The sequence below is a fragment of the Limnobacter alexandrii genome (assembly GCF_005871185.1).
In the GTDB taxonomy this organism is placed as follows: Bacteria; Pseudomonadota; Gammaproteobacteria; order Burkholderiales; family Burkholderiaceae_B; genus Limnobacter; species Limnobacter alexandrii.
This window is the reverse complement of record NZ_SWKN01000010.1, coordinates 144,331-169,326: the sequence shown is the minus strand read 5'-3', so window position 1 is coordinate 169,326 and position 24,996 is coordinate 144,331. Positions and strand designations below refer to the sequence as shown.

29 protein-coding genes are annotated in these 24,996 nt (G+C 50.8%); 2 read left to right on the top strand and 27 right to left on the bottom strand.

From position 1 onward, the window contains the following. Positions 1-10: 10 nt before the first annotated feature. Positions 11-619, bottom strand: coding sequence for a DsbA family oxidoreductase (locus tag FCS97_RS13925; protein WP_138519035.1), 609 nt, complete (start codon positions 617-619; stop codon positions 11-13). Positions 620-817: 198 nt separating this feature from the next. On the opposite strand from FCS97_RS13925, the gene FCS97_RS13920 reads away from it, so the two are divergent. Next, positions 818-1,156, top strand: coding sequence for a toxin (locus tag FCS97_RS13920; protein ID WP_138519034.1), 339 nt, complete (start codon positions 818-820; stop codon positions 1,154-1,156). Continuing rightward, on the top strand, positions 1,153-1,467 hold the full coding sequence (locus tag FCS97_RS13915) for a helix-turn-helix domain-containing protein (RefSeq protein WP_138519033.1): 315 nt from the start codon (positions 1,153-1,155) through the stop codon (positions 1,465-1,467). The genes FCS97_RS13920 and FCS97_RS13915 overlap by 4 nt, the downstream gene beginning before the upstream one ends. 723 nt (positions 1,468-2,190) lie before the next feature. Here the strand turns inward: FCS97_RS13915 and FCS97_RS13910 are convergent. The 26 genes from FCS97_RS13910 to FCS97_RS13790 form a co-directional block, all read right to left on the bottom strand. Further along, entirely contained in the window at positions 2,191-2,406 is a 216-nt protein-coding gene (locus tag FCS97_RS13910) for a hypothetical protein (RefSeq protein ID WP_138519032.1), read from the bottom strand. A 121-nt stretch (positions 2,407-2,527) separates the two neighbouring features. Further along, complete coding sequence (locus tag FCS97_RS13905) at positions 2,528-3,613, bottom strand: hypothetical protein (RefSeq protein ID WP_138519031.1); 1,086 nt, start codon at positions 3,611-3,613, stop codon at positions 2,528-2,530. A 65-nt stretch (positions 3,614-3,678) separates the two neighbouring features. Then, positions 3,679-4,149, bottom strand: a complete 471-nt coding sequence (locus FCS97_RS13900; RefSeq protein WP_138519030.1) for a hypothetical protein — start codon at positions 4,147-4,149, stop codon at positions 3,679-3,681. Then, a complete protein-coding gene (locus FCS97_RS13895) occupies positions 4,146-4,658 on the bottom strand; it encodes a lysozyme (RefSeq protein ID WP_138519029.1) in 513 nt (170 codons plus the stop codon). The genes FCS97_RS13900 and FCS97_RS13895 overlap by 4 nt, the downstream gene beginning before the upstream one ends. After that, complete coding sequence (locus FCS97_RS13890; protein WP_138519028.1) at positions 4,655-4,858, bottom strand: hypothetical protein; 204 nt, start codon at positions 4,856-4,858, stop codon at positions 4,655-4,657. Before FCS97_RS13890 ends, FCS97_RS13895 begins: the two co-directional genes overlap by 4 nt. A 36-nt stretch (positions 4,859-4,894) precedes the next feature. Further along, positions 4,895-5,197 carry a hypothetical protein gene (locus FCS97_RS13885; RefSeq protein ID WP_138519027.1) on the bottom strand — a complete coding sequence of 101 codons (303 nt, stop codon included), beginning with the start codon at positions 5,195-5,197 and terminating at the stop codon, positions 4,895-4,897. A 61-nt stretch (positions 5,198-5,258) separates the two neighbouring features. Continuing rightward, positions 5,259-7,142, bottom strand: coding sequence for a hypothetical protein (locus tag FCS97_RS13880; protein ID WP_138519026.1), 1,884 nt, complete (start codon positions 7,140-7,142; stop codon positions 5,259-5,261). After that, on the bottom strand, positions 7,142-7,999 hold the full coding sequence (locus tag FCS97_RS13875) for a hypothetical protein (RefSeq protein WP_138519025.1): 858 nt from the start codon (positions 7,997-7,999) through the stop codon (positions 7,142-7,144). Before FCS97_RS13875 ends, FCS97_RS13880 begins: the two co-directional genes overlap by 1 nt. Position 8,000: 1 nt before the next feature. Beyond that, entirely contained in the window at positions 8,001-9,512 is a 1,512-nt protein-coding gene (locus tag FCS97_RS13870) for a hypothetical protein (protein WP_138519024.1), read from the bottom strand. Then, positions 9,509-14,320 carry a tape measure protein gene (locus FCS97_RS13865; RefSeq protein WP_138519023.1) on the bottom strand — a complete coding sequence of 1,604 codons (4,812 nt, stop codon included), beginning with the start codon at positions 14,318-14,320 and terminating at the stop codon, positions 9,509-9,511. Before FCS97_RS13865 ends, FCS97_RS13870 begins: the two co-directional genes overlap by 4 nt. 421 nt (positions 14,321-14,741) lie before the next feature. Further along, entirely contained in the window at positions 14,742-15,155 is a 414-nt protein-coding gene (locus FCS97_RS13860; protein WP_138519022.1) for a hypothetical protein, read from the bottom strand. 153 nt (positions 15,156-15,308) lie between these two features. Then, positions 15,309-15,785, bottom strand: coding sequence for a hypothetical protein (locus tag FCS97_RS13855; RefSeq protein ID WP_138519021.1), 477 nt, complete (start codon positions 15,783-15,785; stop codon positions 15,309-15,311). An 88-nt stretch (positions 15,786-15,873) separates the two neighbouring features. Continuing rightward, the gene (locus FCS97_RS13850) at positions 15,874-16,275 is read right to left on the bottom strand and encodes a hypothetical protein (RefSeq protein WP_138519020.1); all 402 of its coding nucleotides are present in this window, start codon (positions 16,273-16,275) and stop codon (positions 15,874-15,876) included. Then, entirely contained in the window at positions 16,272-16,784 is a 513-nt protein-coding gene (locus FCS97_RS13845; protein WP_138519019.1) for an HK97 gp10 family phage protein, read from the bottom strand. Before FCS97_RS13845 ends, FCS97_RS13850 begins: the two co-directional genes overlap by 4 nt. Further along, positions 16,774-17,121 carry a phage head closure protein gene (locus tag FCS97_RS13840; protein ID WP_138519018.1) on the bottom strand — a complete coding sequence of 116 codons (348 nt, stop codon included), beginning with the start codon at positions 17,119-17,121 and terminating at the stop codon, positions 16,774-16,776. Before FCS97_RS13840 ends, FCS97_RS13845 begins: the two co-directional genes overlap by 11 nt. Beyond that, positions 17,121-17,735, bottom strand: a complete 615-nt coding sequence (locus FCS97_RS13835; RefSeq protein WP_138519017.1) for a head-tail connector protein — start codon at positions 17,733-17,735, stop codon at positions 17,121-17,123. Before FCS97_RS13835 ends, FCS97_RS13840 begins: the two co-directional genes overlap by 1 nt. A gap of 4 nt (positions 17,736-17,739) precedes the next feature. Beyond that, positions 17,740-17,952: a hypothetical protein gene (locus FCS97_RS13830; protein WP_138519016.1), complete on the bottom strand. Its 213-nt coding sequence runs from the start codon at positions 17,950-17,952 to the stop codon at positions 17,740-17,742. A gap of 53 nt (positions 17,953-18,005) precedes the next feature. Further along, positions 18,006-19,406, bottom strand: a complete 1,401-nt coding sequence (locus FCS97_RS13825) for a phage major capsid protein (protein ID WP_138519015.1) — start codon at positions 19,404-19,406, stop codon at positions 18,006-18,008. Positions 19,407-19,416: 10 nt separating this feature from the next. Then, entirely contained in the window at positions 19,417-20,178 is a 762-nt protein-coding gene (locus FCS97_RS13820; protein ID WP_246066377.1) for an HK97 family phage prohead protease, read from the bottom strand. Then, positions 20,150-21,373, bottom strand: a complete 1,224-nt coding sequence (locus FCS97_RS13815) for a phage portal protein (protein WP_138519014.1) — start codon at positions 21,371-21,373, stop codon at positions 20,150-20,152. The genes FCS97_RS13820 and FCS97_RS13815 overlap by 29 nt, the downstream gene beginning before the upstream one ends. Then, positions 21,373-21,543, bottom strand: coding sequence for a hypothetical protein (locus FCS97_RS16560; RefSeq protein WP_171035321.1), 171 nt, complete (start codon positions 21,541-21,543; stop codon positions 21,373-21,375). The genes FCS97_RS13815 and FCS97_RS16560 overlap by 1 nt, the downstream gene beginning before the upstream one ends. Next, positions 21,540-21,764, bottom strand: a complete 225-nt coding sequence (locus FCS97_RS13810) for a hypothetical protein (protein WP_212746493.1) — start codon at positions 21,762-21,764, stop codon at positions 21,540-21,542. The genes FCS97_RS16560 and FCS97_RS13810 overlap by 4 nt, the downstream gene beginning before the upstream one ends. Positions 21,765-21,797: 33 nt before the next feature. Further along, complete coding sequence (locus tag FCS97_RS13805) at positions 21,798-23,513, bottom strand: terminase large subunit (RefSeq protein WP_138519013.1); 1,716 nt, start codon at positions 23,511-23,513, stop codon at positions 21,798-21,800. Beyond that, positions 23,470-23,973, bottom strand: a complete 504-nt coding sequence (locus tag FCS97_RS13800) for a phage terminase small subunit P27 family (RefSeq protein WP_138519012.1) — start codon at positions 23,971-23,973, stop codon at positions 23,470-23,472. The genes FCS97_RS13805 and FCS97_RS13800 overlap by 44 nt, the downstream gene beginning before the upstream one ends. A gap of 114 nt (positions 23,974-24,087) precedes the next feature. Then, entirely contained in the window at positions 24,088-24,309 is a 222-nt protein-coding gene (locus FCS97_RS13795) for an HNH endonuclease signature motif containing protein (protein ID WP_246066388.1), read from the bottom strand. A 218-nt stretch (positions 24,310-24,527) separates the two neighbouring features. Further along, on the bottom strand, positions 24,528-24,944 hold the full coding sequence (locus FCS97_RS13790) for an antiterminator Q family protein (protein WP_138519010.1): 417 nt from the start codon (positions 24,942-24,944) through the stop codon (positions 24,528-24,530). Positions 24,945-24,996: the final 52 nt, after the last annotated feature.

The following is a 24,996-nucleotide window of genomic DNA, read 5'->3' as shown; positions in this document are numbered from 1 at the left end:
CCGCCCTGTGTTACTTGGCTGCTTTCTCAATGGCCTTGTTCAGCATTTCCACATTCGGCTCACCCGAGAAAAACTGATCACCGACCAACATGGATGGCACGGCCTGAATACCCACGCGTTGCGCAAGTTGAAGGTCTGCATCGTGCCGGGCATTCGCCTCAGGGGAATTCACGAATTCATCCAGCCCAGCAGGGTTCAAACCCAGGTTTTTCAGAATACTTTTCAACACTTCATCTTCACCGATGTTCTGGTCTTGCTGGAAGAAGGCCTTCATCACTGATGTGGCGTAAGCATTGCCCTTGCCCTGCTGCTTGGCATACTGCAAACCCAAAAATGCTTTGCGTGTGTAGGGCTGTGGCGACACCGTGGGCAGTTTGATGGGTACACCAAGACGCTCTGCCATGGGGTAGACCGACGCTTTCCATACACGCGGCAGGTATTCATCTTCAGGCTTTAAGGTGGGGGTAGGAAAAGGGCGCAACTCAAACGGCATCCACTCCAGTTCAACATTCGATCCTTCAATGGCTTTCTCGATGATGGTTTCACCAAGCAGGCAGAACGGACACACGAAATCGGTCCAAACCTGAATTTTGACGGGTTTGGGATTGGGGGTAGACATGGGGTACCTCTCTGTAAAACAGCTTTGTAGATTTTAGCCGAGAGACACCCAGAGGAACGCTTGACTTCACCCCGCTGAACCAATACTGGCTGAGGGTCACTCAATCTCACAGTTGAACGACAAAACTGATCGAGATTTGCGGCTTATCGCAAATTTACTTCCAACTTGAAAAATATCCGCAACTTACGTACACTTTAGATGAAAGCTGTTTTTGTTGAACTACCGCCGTTTCAACGCCAGAGAAGTAGTTATCTGACTGACGATGAATTCAAATTGCTGCAAACGTTTTTACTCACCAGCCCAGAGGCCGGAGTAATCGTTCAAGGCACTGGCGGTTTACGCAAATTGCGCTATGCAGACTCAAAGCGTAACAAGGGTAAACGAGGCGGCTTGCGAATAATCTATTTCTGGTGGGCGGAAAAGAGTCAATTCTGGCTCTTTACCTGTTACAACAAAAACGAGATGAATGATCTAACTGCTCCCGAGAAGGCTATTCTCAAGGCGATGTTAAAAGCGGAACTCGAGGTGAGAAAATGAGCAAACGAAGTTTATTTGCTGAGCTACAAGAAGGGCTTGAATCGCTGGCAAAGGAGCGAGCAGGCAAAAAGACTTTACGTACCCACAAAGTCGAATCTCAATCTACGCTGAATATCAGCGCCGGAGAGTTAGTGGCCCTGCGTGAAAGTCTGAATCTGTCCCGTCCCGTCTTTGCGAGTTATTTGCGAACCAATCCTAGAACCCTGGAAAATTGGGAACAGGGGCGTGCAAAACCAAATGCGCAAGCAACATTGCTGATTCGGTTGGTTGAAAAATTCCCGGACACTGTCGATAAATTGGCTGAAGTATAAAAAACCATGCCACTCCTGCGCGCCGCTTACGCGTCACTGGTAGTGTCAATTCTCCCGGCTTTTCGCTCACAGGCGAAAAGCTTCGAATCCCCCACGCAAAGTCCACTGGGACTTTGCTTCTCCGCCGCCCTGAAATGAAAAAAGCCCTGAACCAAGTTCAGGGCTTTTTAGAATTTCTGGCGGAGAGAGGGGGATTCGAACCCCCGATAGGCTATTAAGCTAATGACGGAATAGTCTTTTTTATCAATATATCAATAGCTTAGCGTTTTATTTTTCCTATTCATTGTCAGATGCAAAGCAGAAAAAAGCCTTTTAAATCAATGACGGTGTTTTCTGAATAGGAAAGTTTTTGACAGCTTTCGCCGCGATCGACTAGCATTCAATACTGTTCATTTGATCAGTATTTTTGTGGCTAACGATTTCCAAATTTTCAATGGTCAAGACTATTGGAAGGACCGCCCTGGTACCTGCCAGTTCTGCACCCACGCCCGACCTCAATTCAACAGCAGGGAATACGGCGGCGAACAGTTGCTGAACTCATGGTGGTGCGATCTACACAAGTACAGCACAGTCAATCATGGCTGCCCCTGGTACATGCGCGAACCAGGCATTGAGGGGTAGGAACTTTCGAACCAGCAACTGCACTCAGTTTGTGACCACCCGTCAGATGGTCATGGAGGCCAACCGAAACCCATACTCAGTTGGTCTCCGCCCAAACTACTTTCATCTGCCCTGACGCAATAGCGCCTCACCACCACCAGCGGCAACACACATCGACGTCCAAGTTTTTAAGTCATAGTTTTGAACATTGAACTTTTGATAATCAAGCTCGCAGTGCGCTCGAACATCCAAACCACGCCACAATCCAACGTTCAAGTCAGCAAAAATAAAAGCCAAGCCAGCACACAGAACTACAACCATCAAATAGCTGGATTTCATCCAATAAAACATCCAATCTCTCATTTTTAGCACAACGGTTAGTCGATCACCTATCTAATGTTGCTTAGATCAAATCAAAAAGCAATAAATTGAGCAAGTCATTCAGCAGTACTGGCGTCGGTCAGCGCGTTGGCTGAACGCCATAAAATTTCTTGATGGGCAGTCCAAGACTCGAGGTACTCTCAACATCCCCATCGCCGAAAGTACCCTGGTAAAAACCTTTACCCAATAGTGAAGATGGAAACTCGGAAGGTTTTTCCATGATCGCCATAAAAAAATCTCTGGCTACGCAGTAACTTATAAAATCAGCCACTTCTAAAAGAAAGTGTGAGCCTGGACGCACAAAAGACGGCTCAAGGACAGCCGAACCCGAAGAAAGCCAACAGAATAAACGTGTGTACTGCAAACCCAAAAATCGCTCCGAAGCCCATCCTTCAATTTTATCTCCGAGGCTAGTATCTTGAATATTATCGAAGATCCACCTAACACTTTTATCTTGCCTTCTAAGCTCCACTAGAGTGCCCAATATAGACTCAGAAAATAATGTTTCCTTCTGATGCTTTAAAAGCGATTGCCTCTGACCTTTTTCCTCGGGATCTACAAAACAACTTGAAAAATTAAAAGACACTAAATGAGGGCGAGCCTCCCTCACCACTTTAGCAAATCGCTTTGCGTATTCTATTTTTTCTTTTTTAGAGGAAAGATTAAATTGATTGGACTCAGGTTTACTGTCCCAAATCCTGGTGAAATGATGTGCCCAAGACTCCGGATCATCATTTGGTCGGATCAGCCTCTTAAGATTCATAACCTGTTTGCGCACTCGATCATGTTTGGAAGCATGCAAACCAACAAGGGTAATGCAGTAAAAATTTAGTGGCCTCGAAGAGTATTTAATTGCAGGCTGGGTGATATATCTACCTGCCTCATCCCCATACAACGACCAGCGATTGTGGTTTGGCAAAACAGGGATCTTGACCTCAAAAACTTTATTACAAACTAATGATGAACAAGTTAGGGGAAAGCTGACAGGAGCCCAGTAACAATTTCCATCATTAGATTTTATGGGAAATTTAGGAAACTGCAATTTTTCAAGCCAAGGTATTTCAGTCTCACAATTACAAAATGGACAAACTTTTTTCAACCCGATTAGTTCTTCAGGTATTAGCCCAGGATGTGATCTGTGCGGTCGTTTACTAATATTTTTCATTAAAAGTTAATACCTTGGAACGAATAGCGCAATAATACACAGTCAGTTCACGAACACCCTAGAATTTAATTCAAGTGTATGGCTGCCCTACACTGCGCAGTCACTTCATCGGCTTTTCGTGCGAGCTGTCGAAGATCCGCTTCAACTCGTTCTGGAAGTACAACGGTTGGGGCAGTTCCTTTTGCAATGCTGGGTTCATCTGGGGAGCCGGTGGGCACGGGATCTGGATCACAGACTGACCGGGGGAGGCGCAGGCGGTCAGTGCGAGTAAGCTCACGGTACCGGCTGTCGACTTTAGCCATTTCGGTAAGGTATACATCAATCACCTCTTTATCTCGTTTGCGTTGGGCCACGATCTTGGCCTGGTAGTTTTCAAAGGCCTTGGCCAACTGGGTGGTGTGTTGCTCCTGCAGCTCCAACTTTTCCTTAGCAGCGGCACCATCTTCCACTTTCACGCCGGCGTAAAAACCCAGCAGCAAAAGCGCAACGGGTATGGCCATGAACACCACGGCCGTGAACGAGCTGGGCAGCTTCATGATGTGACCACCTCAGCAGGTTCAGGTAAGGGCATGGGTTTTAAGCACAGCGACCGCTCAGCCTCTCGACGGTTGGCCAAGCCCTGAACCCGTTTCCCGCCTGCATAGACCCAGCGGCGAAGCTCATTGCAAGCCCCGGTGTAATCGCCCTGGTTCAGCTTTCGAACCAGTGTGCTGCCACAGTAAGCACCCACCCCCACGTTGTAGGTGAAGGAAACCATCGCATCGTACTGGTTCTGGTTGAGCGGCACTTTGGTGCACTTGAGCACACCCTGACCGTGTTGGGTCAGTTCCTGCACCAGCAGCTGATCGCACTCGGCCTTGGTGTACACCTTGCCAGGCACAATGCCGGGGCCTGTGTAACCCTGACACACGGTGAGCACTCCAACAATGTCGCGGTAAGGCACATACTCAGTGCCCTCCCACATGGCCACGGTGCCCACCAGCGTGGCCGAGGCAGCTAACACCGCCCCACCCGCCTTCTGTTTGAAAGTCAGCGACTTTTTCATTTGTCGGAAATCGCTTCAGTGGTGATGGCACGCAGCACCAGGAATGCGCCACCCAAAGCAGTGACAATTAAGCCAACGTTTTCACCACCCAAGGTGGTCACAAACGCTTTGGTTTGATACTCCACCACGCCAAGAATCATGGTGAACACAGCAGCCTTCACCGTGCGCGAGCGCCAGTACTTCTTCAAGGTATCAATCATTTTGATTGCTCCATAAAAAAAGGCCCCGAAGGGCCTTTACTTGGTTTTGCTGCGGCGTGCAGCGTTGGGTTTTGGTAGTTGGGGCGATGCAGGCGGCTTTGTTGCAGCTGGCTGATCAGCTCCGCTTGGTGCATTTTTCTTTTGGTTCTTGGCAGCTTCTCGAGCTTGGTCTTGAGCTTGAATCTGACCGGTGATTTTGGCGTAAATTGGCTGGGTCACCACCATAGGTTGCGGTACGGTGGCAATCATATCGACCAAAAACTGTACTTCCCGAGGCTCAAGGCCGCCGAGTGTGTACGTGATTTTTTCTGGCATTGCTTCGTTTTGAGCTTGAGTCATTTCGCGGTTTCCTTTTCAGGGTTGAGGGAATGGGTACTGCTGTGGATAAAACAGGTTTGAGTCAGGCTGAAGCTGACTCCAATGCGGCCACACGGGCAATAATTTGCTGAATCAAATCGTCAGCCTGAACCTTGGCTGCCTCAAGGCTTTCAATGCGCTGCTGGCATTCTTGAGTGGTGCGGTGATACTGCATGGACACAACTGAGTACTTTACCGACTTGGTGAATTCGCCGTTTGGCTCCCACTCTGTGTACTCCTCATCGACCATCACCTCGTCGTAGATCACTTCACCAGTCTCTTCATCGACCACGGGGCTTTCGTTTTCATCGAGACGAACGATCTGCACTGGCACTTGGCGAACTTTGGTCACCTCAACAAGATCAGGAGACTCATCTACAACACCCGGGGAAATGGCTGCTGCTTCTTCCGCATTGAGGCCAAGCATTTTGAAAGTGTGCTCTGTATCCGATTTCAGGTAGTACTCAATCCAGTTGTACTGCTTGGTTTTTTCCCAAGTTGAGGATTTGGGACCAATGATGTCTTTGAGCTTGGGGTCAGAAATCGCACCGTAGCTGTTGTTGGTGTTCTGTACGTTGCCGTTGGCAAGGACTTGGTAAACCACAGTGGTATTGTTGCTAGTACCTCGAAACAACTGCCCCGCTGCTGCAGTTGGTAAGTCTGCGACATAGCAATATGACCCAACTGCTGTGGATGTGGAACTTGATACAACGACTGGTGCCGCCGCATTGTTTAAAAAGAGATGCTGTGCTGCTGTACTGAGATCCGTAGCATTATTTCCAATATAGCTGCCGGTGTTCGATGCTTTAACGTAGCCCGCTGAACTGATTCGCGCGCGTTCAATGCTGTTGTTGATAAATTCCAATGTTGGCGCCGGCCCGGCGTTATTCCTACTAATAATTGAAGCTGTGTTTGTTGCGCCGATAAAAAACCGCAATCCAATATTTGAAGCCGAGTTACCACCCTGATCGTTGTAAAAATCAACATTGGTACTTCCGGCAACGGAACCAGTAAACCTTGCTATAGCTGTTGCAGCGCCCCCATTAACTACCAATCGACCACCGGCATCAGTCGTAGTACCGACCAGCAAATTCCCGCCTTGCGTGACCATCATTGCTTGAGTAAACGTAATCGGGTTTCCTGCTGTGCCGGAGGGAGCATTGAACCACCTATGGGCACCTCCAAATTGCTGATAAGCGGTTGCGAAAGTGGAGTTGATGTAGACTCCGTTGCTAGCTGTACCGGCAGGGTCGCCCGAAAAATACAAGTTGTCACTTAGATATACACCGCTGCCTCCCGTTCTCCCAGAAAGGGATGCAACATTAGCCACCTGAACCGCTCTAACCAAACCACTCCAGGCATTCGGATTCACCCCAAAGCCTATGTGGCCTACTGTATCTTTTACTAGTTGCCCACTCCCAATATTGATCACCCCAGTCCCACCTGTGAGGGTTCCCTGATATTGCAGAGCTCCCGTCACAATCAAACTGTTAACGGTCCCGCCATTCACGCTAGCGGTTTGCCATGTAGTGCCATTCCACACCCGGGTCTCTAAGGCTGCGGTATTGAAGTACATCGCCCCAACCAACAGCGCATTCCCGTCATTGTCAACGGTCGGGTTGGACGCCTTCGGGCCCAGGTAGCGATCATCAAACTGGTCATACAGCGTGGCTGCCGAGGCAGCACTGCTTGCTGCGCTCGATGCGCTGGAGGAGGCTGCAGATGCACTGCCAGCAGCGGCACTCGCACTTGCCGCAGCGTTACTCACTTGCCCAACCACAAACCCGGCCACTGCAACGGTTTGCTGCAGAGTTGGAACAAAGCGGGTCAGGTAGCCGCCGTTACGCAGGCCCGTGGTTGGGTCTGTGTCATCAGACACCACCAAGCCACTGCCGCCCAGTTCAATCGGGAAGGTTACAGTTGCCATTAAATTTGCTCCTTGATTTCAAAGGCTGTTGCTGTTTTGTCGAAGTACGGCACTTCAATGGGAGAGAGCTGGCGAAGACGGCCGAGAAATGACCGGCGCAGCACATTGATTACGTCGTCTTGGTCCCACATGTAGAACACATCACGCGTGGTCAGTTGCTTGCGCATCAAGTCAAACGCTACCTGCCAACCTTCAGCGTCTTCCATATACGGCAGGCTGAAGCGCGCAACGCGGGGGGCTGGTCGTTCTTCAAAAAACTCAGCGCCACCAATCGATTCATCAATCAAATCGCGCGGCTCGTAACCCATTGATGCACCGGTGTCCATGTTGATCACGGGTGTCCAGGCGGGCCCAATGAACAAACGACCAGCTTGCAAGTACTCTGCAGGGTTGCCACTGTCCATTACATCCAGCTTCCAGTAGCGATCTGTAATTTGCTGATCAAGCACCAATACCAATGTGGCTGCTAGACCCTCTCGCTCTTCAGCACTTATGGTCAAATCCCAAAAATTGCCGCTGTCCCAGTCTTCAGACACCTCACTGAACAGCACACGAAATACTTCCTGCTCGCCCGAGTCATATTGCAAACTGGTCAGGCCTGCATCGCTGTACATGCGAAACCGAAAGCGGGCTCCAGTGGTGAAGTTGTGATTTACCAAGGCCACCAGCTTCACTGGCCTAAGCTTGCCGAAATCACCAATCACCGAGAAGGAACCATCTGCCGCATTTGTGGTTCGGGCAAATCTTTTAACTCGCCGATTTTGAAGGTTGGCCAATGGTAATGAGGCAGACCAACTGCCACCGCTCAGCGTGCATTCGTCGCCACGGTTTGGATAAGCCAATATGCAATTACCCACATCAACCCCACAAAGTTAAAGAAGCGCGATTCACCTGGGCGTCAAGCTCCAGGCCAATCACCACAAAATTTTTCGGGTTCAGGCCAAACCGGTAATAATCCACAGCCAAGGTCACACCAATATCAAGCTGATTGATTAAGCCCTCATCCAGTCGAACGCGCACATCAAACACCTCGCGTCGCACGCTGTACAAAGCCAACAATCGGTCGGCCTCATCTTCTGCATCGGTGGAATCAATCAGGTGGGTGGTACGGTTCAGTTCCGGCGCCAGTTTGTGCTTATTCAACACGCTCAGGTCTTCGGCAACCACCTTGCGGTATTCAAGCTGCAGCTCAGCCAACCTGCTTTCTGCAACACTGGCCGCCAGCGTGCTTTGGTCTTGCAGGGTGTAGTTGCGCTGATAATCCAGATTCACGCGGTACACAGGAATGCCCTGCTCGGTATCACGGCTAGTCACCTTTTCGATTTCAAGAATGTTCACTTCATCCAGCGTGGCAATGGGCGTGCCAGGTGCCTCCAGTCGCCCTACCCTGAATTTGCCAAAACGGTCAAAACCGTAATAACCACCTACCGAAGCTGCAATCTCATCCATGCATTCAGTGCCAGGTCTATCTGCATCAATGAACAGCTCACACTCAGCTGAATTTACAAAGTCCAGCGCATCAATCGACACATCATCAATATCGCCAACATCAATATTCAGTTGCAGGGCCATGCGCCTTAATATTTGCCCTGCAGTGTTATCCGCAGCCGTAGCAATTTCCACGGCATCGCAAGTAAGCACCCCCACAGGCCTTGACCCCAAACGGAAGTAGCCACCAAAGCGGCGATACTGCCCGGCACTGGGTGGCGTGCTCAGCATGGTGGCTTCGTCGGGGTAGTCCGCGCCTTGCGCCAATGCCACGCCTTGGTCGTACACATCGGGAATACTGGCAATCGTGTTGCTGGCCACCTGATAAATAAACAGGGTTGGGTTTACAGTTACCGGGATCACGTTGAACACCTTGCCGTACACCAAGGGCTTCACGCGCCCTTTAATGTCCAGCCCATTGCCTTCAAGCCCACCTGTGCCCGCGTAGCGAACTGTTTGAATCGGCTCACGCAACTCTGCTTGCCTGTCGCGTACACGAATGGTCAGGTCTCGCTGGGTCACCTCAACCGAATCCATGGTGCCCACCAAAGCCTCAACAAAAGCGCTGTAAGGGTCGGTGTCTTCCCCCACCAGCAAGCGCAGCTGCTGCCCATCAAACCCATAATCGGCCAGTTCATCCAGTTCACCGTCTTGATTGGCCAATACCAACTCACCAATTCCCACCTGGCTTTCGCCATAGGTGGTACCGGGCCTGAACATATCGCGGCGCACCAAGGCGGGTTGCTTTAACCGTGCTTCATAGTGCGCATTCGCAGGCGTTTCCGATGGCTTTGTGGTGTATCCCTTGTCGGAATACCTCAACACCTCCGTGGTACCCAGCGCATCCACCTTGGCCGTTATTTCAACCAGGTAGACCCTCACTTCACGGCCTCAAGACTCAGCTTTTTGCGCAGCATGCGGTTTTCATCAATCAGCATGTCGATCTGCTTGCTTTGCTGCATCATGCCGGCAGTCAGCACACGCACCTGGGCGGCAGTGTCGCGAGCAATCATATCGAGGCGCTCCTCAATACCGCGCGTATCGAATGGACGGAACATGTCATTCAGGCGATTGTTGGGAATAATGCGGCTGGCACCCGTCAATTCAATTTCAGGGCCCCGCTCGCCCACCATGCGAATACCACCACCAAACATGCCGCCGTTGGCAAAGCCCGGAATGGGATTGCCTTGGATGGCCGCAAGCACTGCTTCAAGGCGAGTACTGGTGGCCATTTTGCTTTCATTGATTGCAGCAACAATCAGCGCTTCCGCACTTTTGGTGTTGGCCTCAATCAATTCCAGTGTGGTGTCGATGGTGTCAAGCAGGCCCAGCGATTCCATCTGGTAATTTTTGGGCTGCAGGCTTTCCAATCGATCGGCAACAGTGAGCGCCTGGCTCAGAATTGCTTCCTTGATCGCCTGGAACTGCGGGCCGCTGGCGTACACCTCGGCAGCCTTCTGCAAGATTGGATCGATCAAGCTGGTAATGGTGTTTCCATAACCAGCAAGGCTTTCACCACTTGCGCCCTGTGCTGAGGCAAACGCCTGCGCAAAATCAGCCTGCAGGCTTTGCAACTGCTGAACAGCGTTCATGTCGCCAAATCGAACCTGGTCAACTGCACCTCGCAGCCCACTGGCACTGCTGCCCATTAACTGGGCCAAACGCTCTTGCGCTTCGTAGTACTTCACCGTTTCTTCACGCAGGCGTGAAAGTCGGGTTACCGCCTTGCCAGCATCAACCACAAATTCTGAAATTTGGTCAGCAAACGCTTCCTGAGCTTTCACCCGCTCCATTTCGGCTTTCGCCTCAGTGTCTGCAGCCAACTTCACAAGCCGGTCGATATCACCTTGCGCTGTTGTAGGGTTTGCTTCCAACGCCTTGCGGTAATCGTTGATTGTCTTGGCAGCAGCAGCGCCCAAAGCATTGGAACCATTTGCACCACCGATCAATACCCTATCGACAATGTTCACTACATCGCTTGTGTAGCGAACGTTGTAATCACGAACAAACTTCACAAGGCCATTTTCAAGCTCTTCAAGCCGGTTATTGAACTTGGCACCGCCTTGTGGAAGGTTCAGCAAGTACCCGCCTTGATAACTACGAACTTCCTGATTTTTCATGTCAAACGCAGCACGCGCATTGGTCGACTTCAACAACAAGTCGGCCTGCTTCTGGGCGATGGCACTTAGCTCGGCATTGCGCATGGCCTGTTTGGCCTGCGCCTGGGCGGCGAAGTTGTCTGCTTGCCCGGCCAACGAATCTGCCAAGGTGTAATCCAATGTGGGCAAAGCCCCCAAAGCCGACGCCTGCGCAATCTCAGCCCGAATTTGCGCCGCAGTCATTACACCCGGGCCGGTACCGCTGATGGTGGCGCGAGCATTGCTCACAGCCAAGCGCTCAGACTCAATGCCGGCGAACAATTCTTGGGTCTTGGCCAGCACAGCCCCCAGCATTTCAACTTCAGCCTGGTAGCGCTGGAAGATCAAATCCGACAATTGGCTTTCCAGGGCAATCCGCTGGCTGGGGTCGGTGGTCGATGCCAACTGATTGTTCAGCGCCACCATTTGGTTGGCCACCTGCTGCAGCGTGGTTTGTGTCTGCCCGCCCAGAATTGCAAGGTACTGCTCAGTCTTGGTTCTTGTGTTGTCGAATGCCGCTTGCAGCTGGTCTTGCGCATTCACCAACTGGGCAAACTGCTCAGCCAAGTCCAACAGGCCAAGGTAAGTGTTGCGGCCAGAATCGGTGGTGCGGTCTTGCGCCAGAATCAACGCCTTGAACTGGTCGATGTTGCTGGGCATTTGTTGGCCAAGCTGCAGAAACTGGGTGTTCAAGTTCCTTTGCGCAGCCGCCAGCTTTTCTGTGTCGGTACCGAATAACGCTGTGAAACGAGCCTGTGCCTCGATCAATTTGTTGGCGGTTTCAAGCACCGCCTCCAATTCTTTAATGCTGGCAGTGGCCACATTTACTGAGGCAAACAAGCTGCGGAATTCAACATCCAAATTGCTGTTGGCCAAGGCTGCTACCAGGTTACGCTTGGCGTAATCCTCAAGCGCAGCCTGCAGTTCTTCGCTGCTGCGGCCAATGCCACCACGGCCCAGCGCTGCGACCAACTGGCCATCGATGTAAGTGCTGAAGTACGCATCGCTTGGGCTGTCGCCGCCCACATCGGTTTTCACACGAATGTAGCTGGCAATATCGTTCGGTAAGCCACCAAGAGTTTCAACAATTTGGCGGTACTGGGCTTCAAAGGCTTGGCCGAAGGTGGCAATGGTGCCGTCATAATCCGCTTCGCCACGGAAGCGGGCCTCAGTGCCCACGTTCATGCCAGTGCGGGTGTCGAAGGTACCGAATGCGTTGCGACCGCCACCACCACCGAAGCCAAAAACCTTGTCAACAAAGCCACCAACAATGTTGCCCAAAGTTGCGCCAATAGTGCCACCCAGCGCGTAACCCACGCCGGTACCAATTGCGGTCACGTAGCGGCCATCCTTCAAAGCATCGAAGGCCGACAAGGCGGTGAAGGCCACACCAGCCGCTTGGCTCAACTGGCCGAGCGTCTCTGCGTTGTTGAAAACCGAGGTGCCGAAATCGCGAAGGAAACCGCCCTGAGCAGCCAGATCAAACCCAAAGTCGCTGATCAAGCTGGTGAACTCTGCGGCTGAGTTTGCAGTCAACAGGCTTGCGCCCTCGGTCAGCGCGGAATATGCCGATTTGATTGCGCCTACCGGGTCCGAAAGGAAACTGTTACCCGCCCCACCAAGGCCACCAAACCCGCCCATTTCAGCTGCGTTGGCCGTACCGGCACCAGCCACACCCAAAAACCCACCAATGCCGCTGGTGATGTACTGCACCGGGATTTTGACCAACAGTGATTTGGCGTAGTTTTTCAGGTAATCAAAGAAGCTTTCAACCAAGCCCTTGCCGTTGTCGAAACCGCGAATCAGCGCATCGGTCAGGCCGGTGGATATGTCCGCGAAAATCTTGTTGAACGATTCCTGAACAGTGGCCGCTTGGTCGACCACAGCCTTCTTGTCGTAGTAGCCTTCTTTGGCGGCTTTCAGGTCGCGCAGCGCATTGATTTCTTCTTGATAAGCCGCGAGCAGTTGCGCATTACCGCCATCGAGCATTGCCCTTGCTGAGGCCTGCTGCACGGTTGCAATTTGATCATCAAGCTTAGCCAGCTCAAGGCGGCGAAGCTCTTTTTCGTTGGCACCGTAGGCGAATGTCTGTTCACGCACCTGACGTACTTGCTCACGAATGGATTCAGCGTTTTCAAACTGCTGTGCAATGTTTTGTCGTGACAGCGTTTCGGCCTCCATCAACGCGTCATTCATTGCTTTTTGCTTCTTTGCCAATTCGTCTAAGGCATTTATCTGCTCCTTCGTAAGCTTTATTACCTTACCAGCAGGTTTATCTGAATTTTTCCAACTTTCTTCAAGAACTTTAAGTTCTTGAGCTATATCTTCCCAAGCTGATGAATCAGCAACAGCCTCAATTTCTCGCCGCGTACCCGCGATATTGGCCTGGACTGCTGCCAGCTGGTCTCCGAGATTCTTACCTCCAGTAAAACCAACAAAATCAGCACCGTTCTCAGCAATCTTTGCTTGCAACTCAGCTTGCGTTTGCAAAAGTCGATTCAATCGTTCCATGGGCTGCTGTGCTTTTTTACTGGCACTATCGATGTAACCAATCGCAGCTGCAGCAGCCACAATAGTCGCAACAATTGGCCCAAAAGTTAAAAGCGCGGGAAGGAGTCTGGTTGTTGCAGTTGTTGCAACCACATTCATTATTGAATTCAACGCAAGGAAACCACCAACCACAGCCCCGCCAGCAAAGAATGGCTCCAGCACTGGCATGATTGTTCCAATTTGCTTGATTGATTCCGCAACGCTGGTAATGCCGCCTGCTACAGCACTCGATGCACCATAGGTGTTGTCCAACTCACCCACCGTTTGCATTAATGCATCTTTAAATACCTGAGTAGAACCAGAAATAGTCACAAAGCCCTGAGCTTGATCGCGCAGCTGAGCAAGCAAACGATCATCGCCAAATGCCTGGGTAAGCACTTCGGTGGTCAATTTACCCTCGGCAGCCATTTCCTTTAACGCGCCAGTGGGTACGCCAAGCGATTCTGCCAATGCACGCAACAAGTTGGGAGCCGATTCGCTAATGGCACGAAATTCCTCACCAGCCAGTCGGCCTGAGCCAAATGCCTGGGCAAGCTGCAACATGGCTGATGCTGACTCCGCTGCGTTAGCTCCCTGCACCTTCAAGGCCAGCGAAACGACTTCAGCAACATCGCCGGTTTCCGCTTGCAGCTCTTTGTTGTCCCGCAACGAATTGTTTAAACGTGAATACAAAGTTCCAACTGCTGATAGCGAACCTTGACTACGCTCAGCAATTTCAATTGATCGCTGATAAGCCTGACGGTATGCGCTTTGGGTGTCAGTCGCCAATTCCAACTGAGCAGTGAATTTTGTGTACTCATCGGTCATTTGTCCCACAGCTCGTATCGTTTGAACCGACACAAAGCCAGAGGCAATTCCACTTACCACATTCATTGCGCGCTGAACACGGCGCTCAATCTGCGCCATACCACGGTCAACAGTCGAACGTAACTGGTTTACATCCCTTTGCAACCGAACTACATCGGCGGCCATTTTGATTTGCAACTCAGCAACAGTGGTCATTTACGCTTACTCGCCTTTATCAAAGCCTTAAACTCAACTCGCAATTTGCGGCTGAGCCAGCCTCGATCAAAAATCAGGGTTGGACTTCCATACGGTGCGGGACAGTCTTTTTCACGCCCAGCCACTAGCTGGTTGCAGTAGTCTCTCGACGCTCGAAGCAAAACCTTGAACTCCCATGGGTTCAATGGTGTTGCTGACATTTCAGACCACGCTTTTACTTCTGTAGGGGAAAACGCTGTTGGCCCATCCATAGAGCGACCAGATTGGCCAAGTTCGTCCCAAATACATATCAGGTATTTTTCTTGGCCAATTGGTGGCATCAGTGGCTTCCCACCCAGGTCAATAATGTTTTGACCCCGGGTCTTACCCTTTAGGTGCTCTGGGCAGGAGTGAAACCAGGCAACTTGCCTGGCATACAACCTTATTGCGTCTTCCCGCCCTTGAAAAAATTTTCAAGCTTCTGTAAACCAGTTCGTGCCTGGTTAGCCATGTAAAGCAATCTGCGAGTGCTGTACACGCCCTTTGGCCCACCAGGGAAGGGGAAGTTATGAATTTCCTTTGTCACATCAACCAAAAATTGAAGGTTGGCTGCCTCTTCTGCCTCGGCTTGCAGATCAGGATCAGGTTTGTCCTGAACCTGCATTGACTTCAAGTAGGTTTCACTGGCAAAACGATTTAGCTTTGCAGATGCGCGTGCATGCTGCTCTGTGGCTGGTCCAAACAATTCAATTCGAACCGGTTTGCCTTTAAAAACCATGGGGGTCTTTTTACCATCCGGCAAGTGAATATCGATCATGGCAGTTTCTTCTAGGTAGAACTGCTCAAAATCATCCACCTGTAGTTCAGTGTTGCTTGGTACATCCAATTTTTCTTTACTCATCACTTTTTCCTTCGCGGTTAAAATGCCCGTGCCCCGCGCTGCCCCACCGCGAAAGTGGGGTCAAGCGCAGGGTCGGTGCCGGGTTGCCATTACTGGCGAAAGTTAAAATCAGGCTGCAGGAATTTCTACGATGCCTACACCACCAGCGGTGGTGGTTAGGGACAACATGCAACTTGCATTAGTCATGGAATCCACATTGGAAAGAACCGTCTTGAATGACATCACCTTGGCTGCAAAACAATACGCATCGCCGTTTTGCAAAGTCACTTGAAAGTACGCATCGTCATCCAAGTTCAAAGCGGTTTTCATGTCAATCTGGCCAAGGTCTTCGTTATCCAGGGCCATTTGCAAACTCATTTGCCCTTCGTTGAATGAACCTTTGAACTTTTGAGTTCCACGTGTGGCCACTGGGTTATGAGTAACCTCGTTGTACTCTCGGCCAAATTCACCAAAATCAGTGATTTCACCCACCACTGGTTTGGCAGGAGGGCCATCGAACAATGTGCCGTAGCCAGCGGCATCAAATGTTGCTGGCGCTACCAGCGAAATTTGCAGAGTAGCCCCTGCGGTGGTCTGTTTACCCATGATTGCTTCCTCTCAGAAAATAAAAAACCCGCAGGGCGCGGGCATAAAAAAAGCCACCCGAAGGTGGCTGAATGCTTGAAGAAAAAACCTACTCGTAATACCAAACTATGTAATCAATGGGCTGGGTGTAAATAGATGCATCATCGAGGTCCGGTTCTATCGGGCCAACGTTATCCAGTCGCGAACTTACCACCTTGTTTTGCCCAACCATCACTTGGTGCTTAAAGTCCATCAACTGCCTTATGGCAGCAGCAATCAATTCAACGTCTGTAATTTTCAACGCCATGGGATTGAACTGCACCCGGAACCTCGCCAACTGCGGCCCATTTTTGTAATCCACATTGGGCTGTGGTTTACCAGTGATAATTTGATAAACCAGCGCTGGGTAAGTCGAACCCTGCTTTAATCTGCCCAATGCCTTACGTGAACCGACGATGTCAGTAATGCTGGAATCTTGTAACCAAGTGGCAATGAGGCGTTGAGGGGTCATATTTTTTTCACCTTCATGGCTTCTTTTTCTATGCGCAACTTCAGGTAATCACGAACAGCAAACAATGCTTGTTCCATGCCGCTATCGGCAGCTGGCCGCATGTATGGGGCAGGTTTTACCCCAGGGTGAATTATTGCCGTAAAGCTTCGCTCACCCATCTTTAATGCCTTTTTGCGGCGTGCTCGAATTTTGTAAGGTGCGCCCACAGTACTACCTGAACCCTGGTAATAGCTTGCTGTGCCGTATTCAACCCAGTGGGCGTAATAAGCAAACCGGTCACCTGCGGTAAGTACCGCGCTTGCAACGCCATTTTTGCCACTCGTTTTAATTTTCAAGCTTCGACGTAGATCGTCCATCACCGGTGAAATATTGGCCAAGGCCAGTTGCTGAAAAACCTTTTGGCCAGCACGCAACCCACCGCGCAAAATATTGCGCTCTATGTTGGCGGGCAGTTGCTGAAGCATTTTATTCAGCTCGGCCAAGCCAGCGATTTTTACCTCACTTGCCATCAACGGAACCCTCAACACACGCCAGAATCAGAAATCTGTGAGCCTCTTCGTGATCACGGCAACCAACAATGTTGAATATTCGGCTTCCGTATTTAACCCTCATTGCTGCCACCACCTTGGGGTCGCTCAAGCTGGCGCGGTAACGAATCGCAATCGTGTGCGTCACATTGCCTGTCATTGCCATAGCCTGAACCTGCTCGCGAACATTAACTGGCTTTACATTTGCCCACACCCTGCAAAACAACGACCAATCACCAGTGTCCTGCCCGTAAATGTCTTCAGCTTCACTCAGCGATTCGATACTTATTCGCCTATCAAGGCGCCCAATTTCTATCATCACAATCTCATGTTGATTCTGTGGGGCGTCATCAAGAAAACCGAGCCCATTGGTAACTCCAATTGACCGCCCGATCTTGCTGTGTGAATCACATCCTGTCGGTTTTCATACAAGTGCCCAATGATCAAAAGCATCGCTTGCTTCAGCGTTTTAGGAATTGGAATGACATCATCAAACCCGGCATCAAATAGCACAGTGACCGCATTTTCTTGGCTTTTGGTTTTTGGCCAACTGCCCACGGCTGGATACAACCGTGCAGGCCTGCTCACGTTGTCCAAGCGATACTGCCCACTGCTTAGAAGCTGAATGTCACCGTTTTCATCCACATAGCTCACTTCAGTTATTGCCGTAACTGGCCACACCTGAAGGTCAATATAGGAGCAGGGAAACTCATCCAGAGAAAAGCTGTGATCACGGTTAACCAAGCTCAACCCGGTAAAGTTTTCGGCATGCTCACGCGCCGCCGATATCAACACACTCACCAAGGCATCGTCTGGGTGCAACGCTTGTTCGCCCTCAAGCTCTGCATCCAGTTTTAAATGCAAGCGTGCCAAGCTCAGGGTCAAAGGTTCTTGACCCTCTGTTGGCTCAAGCTTCAAAACATGCTTGGCCATGTTTTTATAACTCAGGGTCTGGGTTTACTGGTGGAGTTTCAGGCTTTTCTTCCTTGCCTTTCGATTCGCTCTTACCCGCCTGCTTAGCCCATTTTTCCTGCGTGGCCACTTTAATCAAGTCTTCGTCTTCGGTTTCGATTACCTGGTCTTTTGAAAACTCTTCAATTCGCACACCAGCATGCGCCCAAGAAAAACCTTTCAGTGCAACAAGCTTCATGATTTACTCCAATAAAAAAGGCCCCACTTAAGGGGCCTTTGTTAAACATCAAATTAAGCTGCTGCAATTTTTAACAGCTTGATTGCCTGGGTGTTACGCAGTTTTCCACCTACGCGCTTGCGCACATAGAATTTCACAAAACCAGGCGCAGTGATCTCGTCGCGTGTAATGCGCATGCCAACACGGTCGGCGATCAAGTAACCCTCACGGAAGTCACCAAACGCCAAGGGGAAAGAATTGGCAGCCACGGCTGGCATGTCTTCAGCTTCGGTAATTGGGTAGCCCATGAAAGTAGGAGGCTGGCCAGCAGCTACAGCGGGTTGCCACAGGTAATGCCCATCAACTGTTTTGTACTTGCGCAAGGTTGCCAACACCAGCTTGTTGGTTACCCAACGCGCATTATTGCGGTAGCGGGCACGCAGGCTGTAAACCAGGTCATAGAACAAATCGGGATCGGTTGGCATTGCTGCAGCTTGAGCAGAAGCAACATACTGCAAAGTGCCAAAAGCACGCGCAGCGTCAGCTGTTGCCACTGGCGCAGGGCCAGCCAAGAAGCCTGTGGGCTTTTTAGTACCATCCCCAGCAACAAAGGCTGCACCCTCACCTTGGGTGATGGCTTCAACAGCGGACATGATCAACCAGTTTTCAACATCGAAGAACAAATCATCAAGCGATTCTTCAGAAGCTTGAGGCTTTGCGCTGGCCATACCAAAGGTAGGGGCAACTTCAGCCAGGTCAGGTGTATTGGTTTGATTTCGGGTATCGGTCTCACCCACCCACTCAAACCCAGATCCGTTCACATCAAACAATTCTTTGTAGTCCGGGCTACCCACTGTGCGCACAGTTGCAATCTGACGAATTGGGCTGATATCAACAGACAAACGCGCAATTTGCCGCTCAATTACTTCAGGCAATGCAAAACCACCGGCAGAACCTGTGCCAGTTACGGTTTGTGCAGCACGTGTTTCCCAGCCATCATCGCCACCAAAGGCAGCATCCTGAACCTTCTTCAATTCCTTGGAACGCTGCTGCAAAGCCATGCGGCGCTCGGGGTCAGAGGGGTTACGCATCCAGCTCATGAATGCATTGCGATATTCAGCAGCTTCGCGGCTTTCACCGTCTTGTTTCTTGCCGTCCATGGCACCAGGACGTGCCAGTTTAAGCTCAACTTTTTCCAGTCGGCCTTTGGCCTCATTCAAGCCGTCAATTACGGCATCAATTTTGGCCAACTTCGCATCCAGATCTTCGGTACCTTTACCAGCCTTCACGGCTTCAAGGCGAGCATCGTTTGTTTTCTTGTATTCCTCAAAGGCATTGGCAATTTTGTCCAATGCTTCGCCAACAGACTTAATTGAGGGTTCATCACGCTTTTCGTACGCACCAGCCACAAGTTGAGCTTTTGCAGCGAACGCAGCCATGTGCAAGGCCATGACGGCCATAATCGAATTTTTCATCATAGTTTCCTTAGTTTTTGAGAAGATTGATCAGCCGGTCAGCTGACTTCATTACCGTTGGAATTGATTCAGCAGACTCTCTCCGCGATTCACCCATACGCATCACGCGCGACACAAAAGCTGTCGCATCTTGTTTGCTAAACCCGGCATCACGCAGGATTCGCTCAGCACCCTTTGGAGTCGCCAGATCATCTGACGACTTCACATTTGTCACTCTCGACTTACCATTGGCGGGGAATGTCACCAGAGACACTTCCCACAAATCAATTTCAGTCAACACCCGAACGTCGGTGTCACGGTCGTAAGTGGCCTGCTTGGTCATAAAGCCAATGGACAAGCCGTTAATGGCACCCATCTTCAACAAGGAATAGGCCTCCTTGCCCTTGACGGTATCCAAAGCCAACTGGCCTTTAATGCGCAGCCCTTTGGCGTCTTCGACCATTTCAGTCCAAATTCCGATTGGATAATCCGAACTGTGCTGCCAAAGCATTGCGGGCATGGTTCCAGCGTCGCGATGCTCTTTGAGCGATTGAAGAAACGCTCCGGGTGCAATCACATCGTCATAGCTGTCACGAAAGTTGAAAACCGAACCGTATCCTTCCACCGTGCCATCATCACCAGCCACTTTGATTTCAAGCGCGAAGGAACGAACCTCCCGCCCACCACCCGTGTCCTTTTTCTCAGGCGCACTCATCGGGCTTGCTGGCCAAACCGGCTTGTTTGGGTTCTTTGTAGCCTGGCGTTCAGCTGGGTTTTTCGTCTTCGTTTTCATCATTGCTTCCTTGAGTCTGGCTGCTGGACATATTCATTGGCTTTAGGTACTCATCACCACCAGGGCGCGGGTCTCTGCCCTCTTCATCGCGGTATTCATTGGCATTAAGCAAGCCCATTTCAATCATCGTTCGAGCGTACAAAGCGCGGTCTTTAATAGAACCGGCGCGCATGTAACGTGTATCGAACTCGGTAAATAAAGGGCCGGCACCATCTAAAAGCATTTCGTCAAAACGCTGGGCCCAAGCTGCATGCCATGGGGCAAGGCAGTGAATAAGGTGCGCAGAGAAAAAAGCTTCAGAACTGGCAAATGTGGCAGATTTGTCCGAGTGCCCCACCATGATTGGAAACACGCCGTAGGATCGGCAAATTTCCTCAACCTGCAATCTGCGCGTCTCAACGTGCTGAGCATCAACACCGGATATCGCGGTGGACAACCACTTTGCTCCCTTGTCGAGAATTAACGGGGTACCAACTTTTGATGGCCCAGATTTCTTGTCAATCCACTCTGTAAGCCGCTGATGTTGCTCAGCAGTTAAAGTGCCATCTACTGAGTAAACACCGCTGGTACGTAAGCCATTTTTATGCATGGCTGACTGGCTTTTCTCAGTTGCAATGGCCAGGCCGATTGCGTGCCGCGCAAGATGAACAGCGTTCAGGCTGGAGCACCAATCCCACTGAACACCATTTAACAAAAACACATCATCGGGCTCAAATTCACCAATTAGCCCAAACTCATCCCAGCAGCGGTACCGCAATTCATAGCGGCCAACCTTGGTAACATCCCAGCGTCCTGGTTGTACCGGAATCAATTCTCGAACTCGACGATTGTCGCCGCGCACCTTAATTGAAAGGCCGGTACCCGTTAAGGCTGCATGAATGGTCATTTGTCTGCGCCATTCAAAACTGGTTTGCCATTCATTGGGGCGGCGCGAGAGCAAACGATACTCAGGAATATTGGTGGCCTTTTCCCGCGTCATGTCAGACTTTTCTCTGAACACATGAAGCTTTGGAGTAGCGCAACCATCGGCAATGATTTTCACGCAGGCCAACACAGTTGAAACTTGCAATGCGGTTTTGTCATTCACCGCAACACCAGCCACCATGCGCTCGCCTGTGCCATCAATCAAATCAGCAATCTGATCGTAGGTAAGCTCGCGGGCTTTGCTCTCAAAAGCCTTTGAAAGAAGTCCCATTAACGCTCACCTTTCGCAATCAATACACCAGCGACCAAACAAAAGGCACCCATACACATCAGGCCCAGCCGGTCATCGAACAGATAAACCCCGTAACTGAGCAGAGAAGCGCCGCCCAACAAAAACGCATCGGACACATAAGCCTTAAACACCCGAACAACAACGTTCATTTGTCGCGTTCCTTTTTGTTTTTGGAAGCGGACCATTCACGAATAATCTTGTCGCGAATAATCACGAAAATTTGAAATGCCAAATAAATCAGCGTTCCTATGTAGACCCAGTCCTGCATGGTCACGCCCCCTGCGGTTAGGCCAGACACAGTCAATGGCGGGGCAACTTTAAGCGATGCGCTTACAACCTCTTCTTTCATGCTGAATTTTTGTGATGTCATGTCAATAAGCCCGCCTGGAGCGGGGTGAGTTGATCAGCTATCCCAGAACGAAACTTCCGAATCCTGTTGGGCTGTAATGGAAACCCCTGCAGCCATAATTCCCGCGACAATTCCGTCGCAACGGCCAGTTGCCTTTTCCTTTGCAACTTTTCTATTTCCGGCTGGGTCGCTCATCACAACAGCATTGGCCGCGCACCAGGTCATAACCGGATTACCCCTATGTGCCAACTCACCACCAATCAAGCGACGCTCGTATTCATCCACAGCCGGGGCCATGTCTTTAAAACCCTGGCCGAAGGGCTGCAAAGGCAAATCAATGCCTTCCTGCTCGCAAATCATGACAAAGTCTTCAATTCGCCAACGGTCAAAAGCCAAGGCTTTCAAGTCATAGATAGAAGCAATTTCAGCGGCTCTTCGAGCCACCGCAAGTTTGTTGATTGCCTTACCAGGCAGCGCTTCAAGGTGCCCCTCTTGCCTCCAGCGGGTATAAGGCACGCGATCTTTGTCACCCTTTTCATGCAAGCCATCACCTGGCAGCCAAAACCACTCCAATTGCCGCCAGCGCGGGTCATTTTCTGTTGGTTCAAAATGCAGTACCAAGGCGGTTAAATCTTGGGTGCTGGACAAATCCAGCCCGCCGTAGCACTTGCGGCCACGCAGGCTTTCTACATCAAAGTCGCTGTCTTTACAGGCAAACCAAACATCGCCACTTATCCACGGCGATGAAGCCTCTACCCACTGGCAAAAGTTAAGTCTTCGAACAATGCTTTCCTTGCTGGGCATGCCACGCGCCTGCGAAACCTGCTCGCGCAAGTACCTCAGGCCTGGTAAACCAAACCTCAAACTCGGGTTGGCCTTGTACCAGCACTTCTCGTCTTTAAATGGATCGTCGCCTTCATCCAGCGAGCAGATGAATGCAAAAAACGTATCGTCTTGCAGGCTACCGGCGCTAACCTTGGCACCGTACTCGTGATAATCCCAACACACTGTTTGCTTGTTGGTACCGCTGTTTGTGATCGCGAGCTGCAAAGCCTGCCTTCGGCTTTTCTGCCCAGCCTTCAGCATTTCAATGACATAAGCATCCTTGTGCTCATGCAATTCATCCAAAAGCGAAATGTGTGGGCGCGGCCCAGACTGACCATCATCAGACGCTATCGGCTTAAAAAAACTACGTGTCTGCAGCCAGGCCAAATTCCAAACATTCAGACCAGTGCCCGATTTTGTGATTCGAGCAGACAGCTCCGGCGAATGATCAACCATGGCCACGGCATCGCGAAACAAAACCATGGCCTGGTCTTTTTTGGTCGCCGCTGCATAAATTTCAGCGCCCGCCTCACCATCGGCCATTAACCCATACAAGCCTATGCCAGCAGCCAGTGGCGATTTACCTGAACCCTTAGCAGTTTCAACGTAAGCAACGCGAAATCGACGGTAGCCATCGGGGCCCATCCAACCAAACAGCGAGCCAACAATGAAGCACTGCCAGTCAAGCAATTCGTAAGGCTTGCCTTCGTACTCGCCCCCATTTAATCGCAGCACATCAGCAAAAAAGCCAATCGCCCTGCTTGCAGAATCCGTATCAAACTTCAGCCCACGGAGGTGGCCTGTATCAAGGTCTTTCAGGTGGCGACTGCACGCTGCGCGAACATGGGGACCAGCAACAATTTTTCCAGCAACAACTTTTTGGGCAAAGGCGGACGCAGGATCACGTCTGGAAGTACTTGCCTGCTTTGCTTTGCGAGTTGTCATTCGGGAATAAACTGCCTTGCGGGTTCACCGCGATTCGAGTGCGCGCAGCTGGGGACATTCCAAACTGCTGAAAAATCACCATGGCTTGCTTAAATGTCATTGATTGAATCAATGCCCACGGGTTGATGTGTTCTCCAACAACCACTTCTTTGCCTTCATCGTTCAGTTCAACTTTCGACTTGATCAAGTCTTCGCCTGTTTTGGCCACCGCTGCCCGATACTGCGCAATCGCCACGCAGCCCATGGCCAGCGCCTGGACATCAACCTCGGTCAATAGTTTTGCGCGCGAAAGTTGCGGCGCCACTTCTTCCCACACCAACTTGGCACGGGCAGGCAGCCATTGCGGCGCGGTGAGGTCAAACAGATAATCTGGATCGGGTTCTTGCTTGGTGGTGGCGCGCTTGCCGCGATTACCTTCCACAAGTTTCAATGCGGATGGCTTGGGTGGTCTACCTGCCATATCCTTCTCCAATTCCTGAGGGGGTACCCCCTATTCATTTCGCGGTTGTGCAAATAAAGGTTCGGGATCGGTCTACAGCCGAGAGGTCTTAGAGATTGAACCCGCCCCCCCTGCCTACTGCTTGTTCCAATGATGGCCGGGATCAAACGGCAACCCACTTTCATCGCACCCAACCAAAACGCCCGACTTTTCAAGCCGCTGCTTGTGCCTGTCATGGCATGGTTTGCAAACCGCCTGATGATTCTTTGGATCCCAAAACAGCGATTGATTACCCTTGTGAGGAATAATGTGGTCAACAACTGTGGCCTGTACAACGCCACCAATTGCCAGGTGCATTTGGCACAGTGGATGCTCTCGAAGAAAGGTGAGCCGATACTTTTGCCAAGCCCTGCCATAACCTCGCGCTGCGGCTGACTTTCTTTCTTCATGCATAACCGATTCCAAAAAAGAAAACCCCGCAGAGCTAGGCTTTACGGGGTTTTCAACACTTTGCTTCAGCTTGCGAAAACAACTTCAAGGAGGAGGAGACAAAGCTTTCGCGAAGCATAGCTGATTTAATCACAAAGTGTATTAATCGCCGAAACTCTTTTTTTCCCATCGCGGGAAAAACTTTCTTTTCTTGCCCGCATATTGGACCACCAAACTTCAACGCCACGGCACAAGTCATCAACCCGTACAGGCACAGTGGTGGTGCTGCAGCTCAGCTTTTTTGCGCACTGACGAATACTTAAGCCCTCTACATACCAGGCCATGGCTATGCGCTGAAGCTCAATGGGTAGCGACCGCACAGCATCATCGATACGGCTGGCATCTACATCGTCAATCGGAATAATGCAGCCTGCCTCGGCCCGCTCACTTCGGCCCATCAACCCGGCCAGTTGACTGTTGCGAAAGCCCAGCCCGCCTTCCTTGCCCTTGCGCATCCATTCGCCCCAGTTCTTCAGCTTTTCATCAAAGTGGTTCGCCCGCAAAATTTCTCCCCCTTCTGTTTTCTTAAATAATTCGTTTAATCACCTGCTTGGT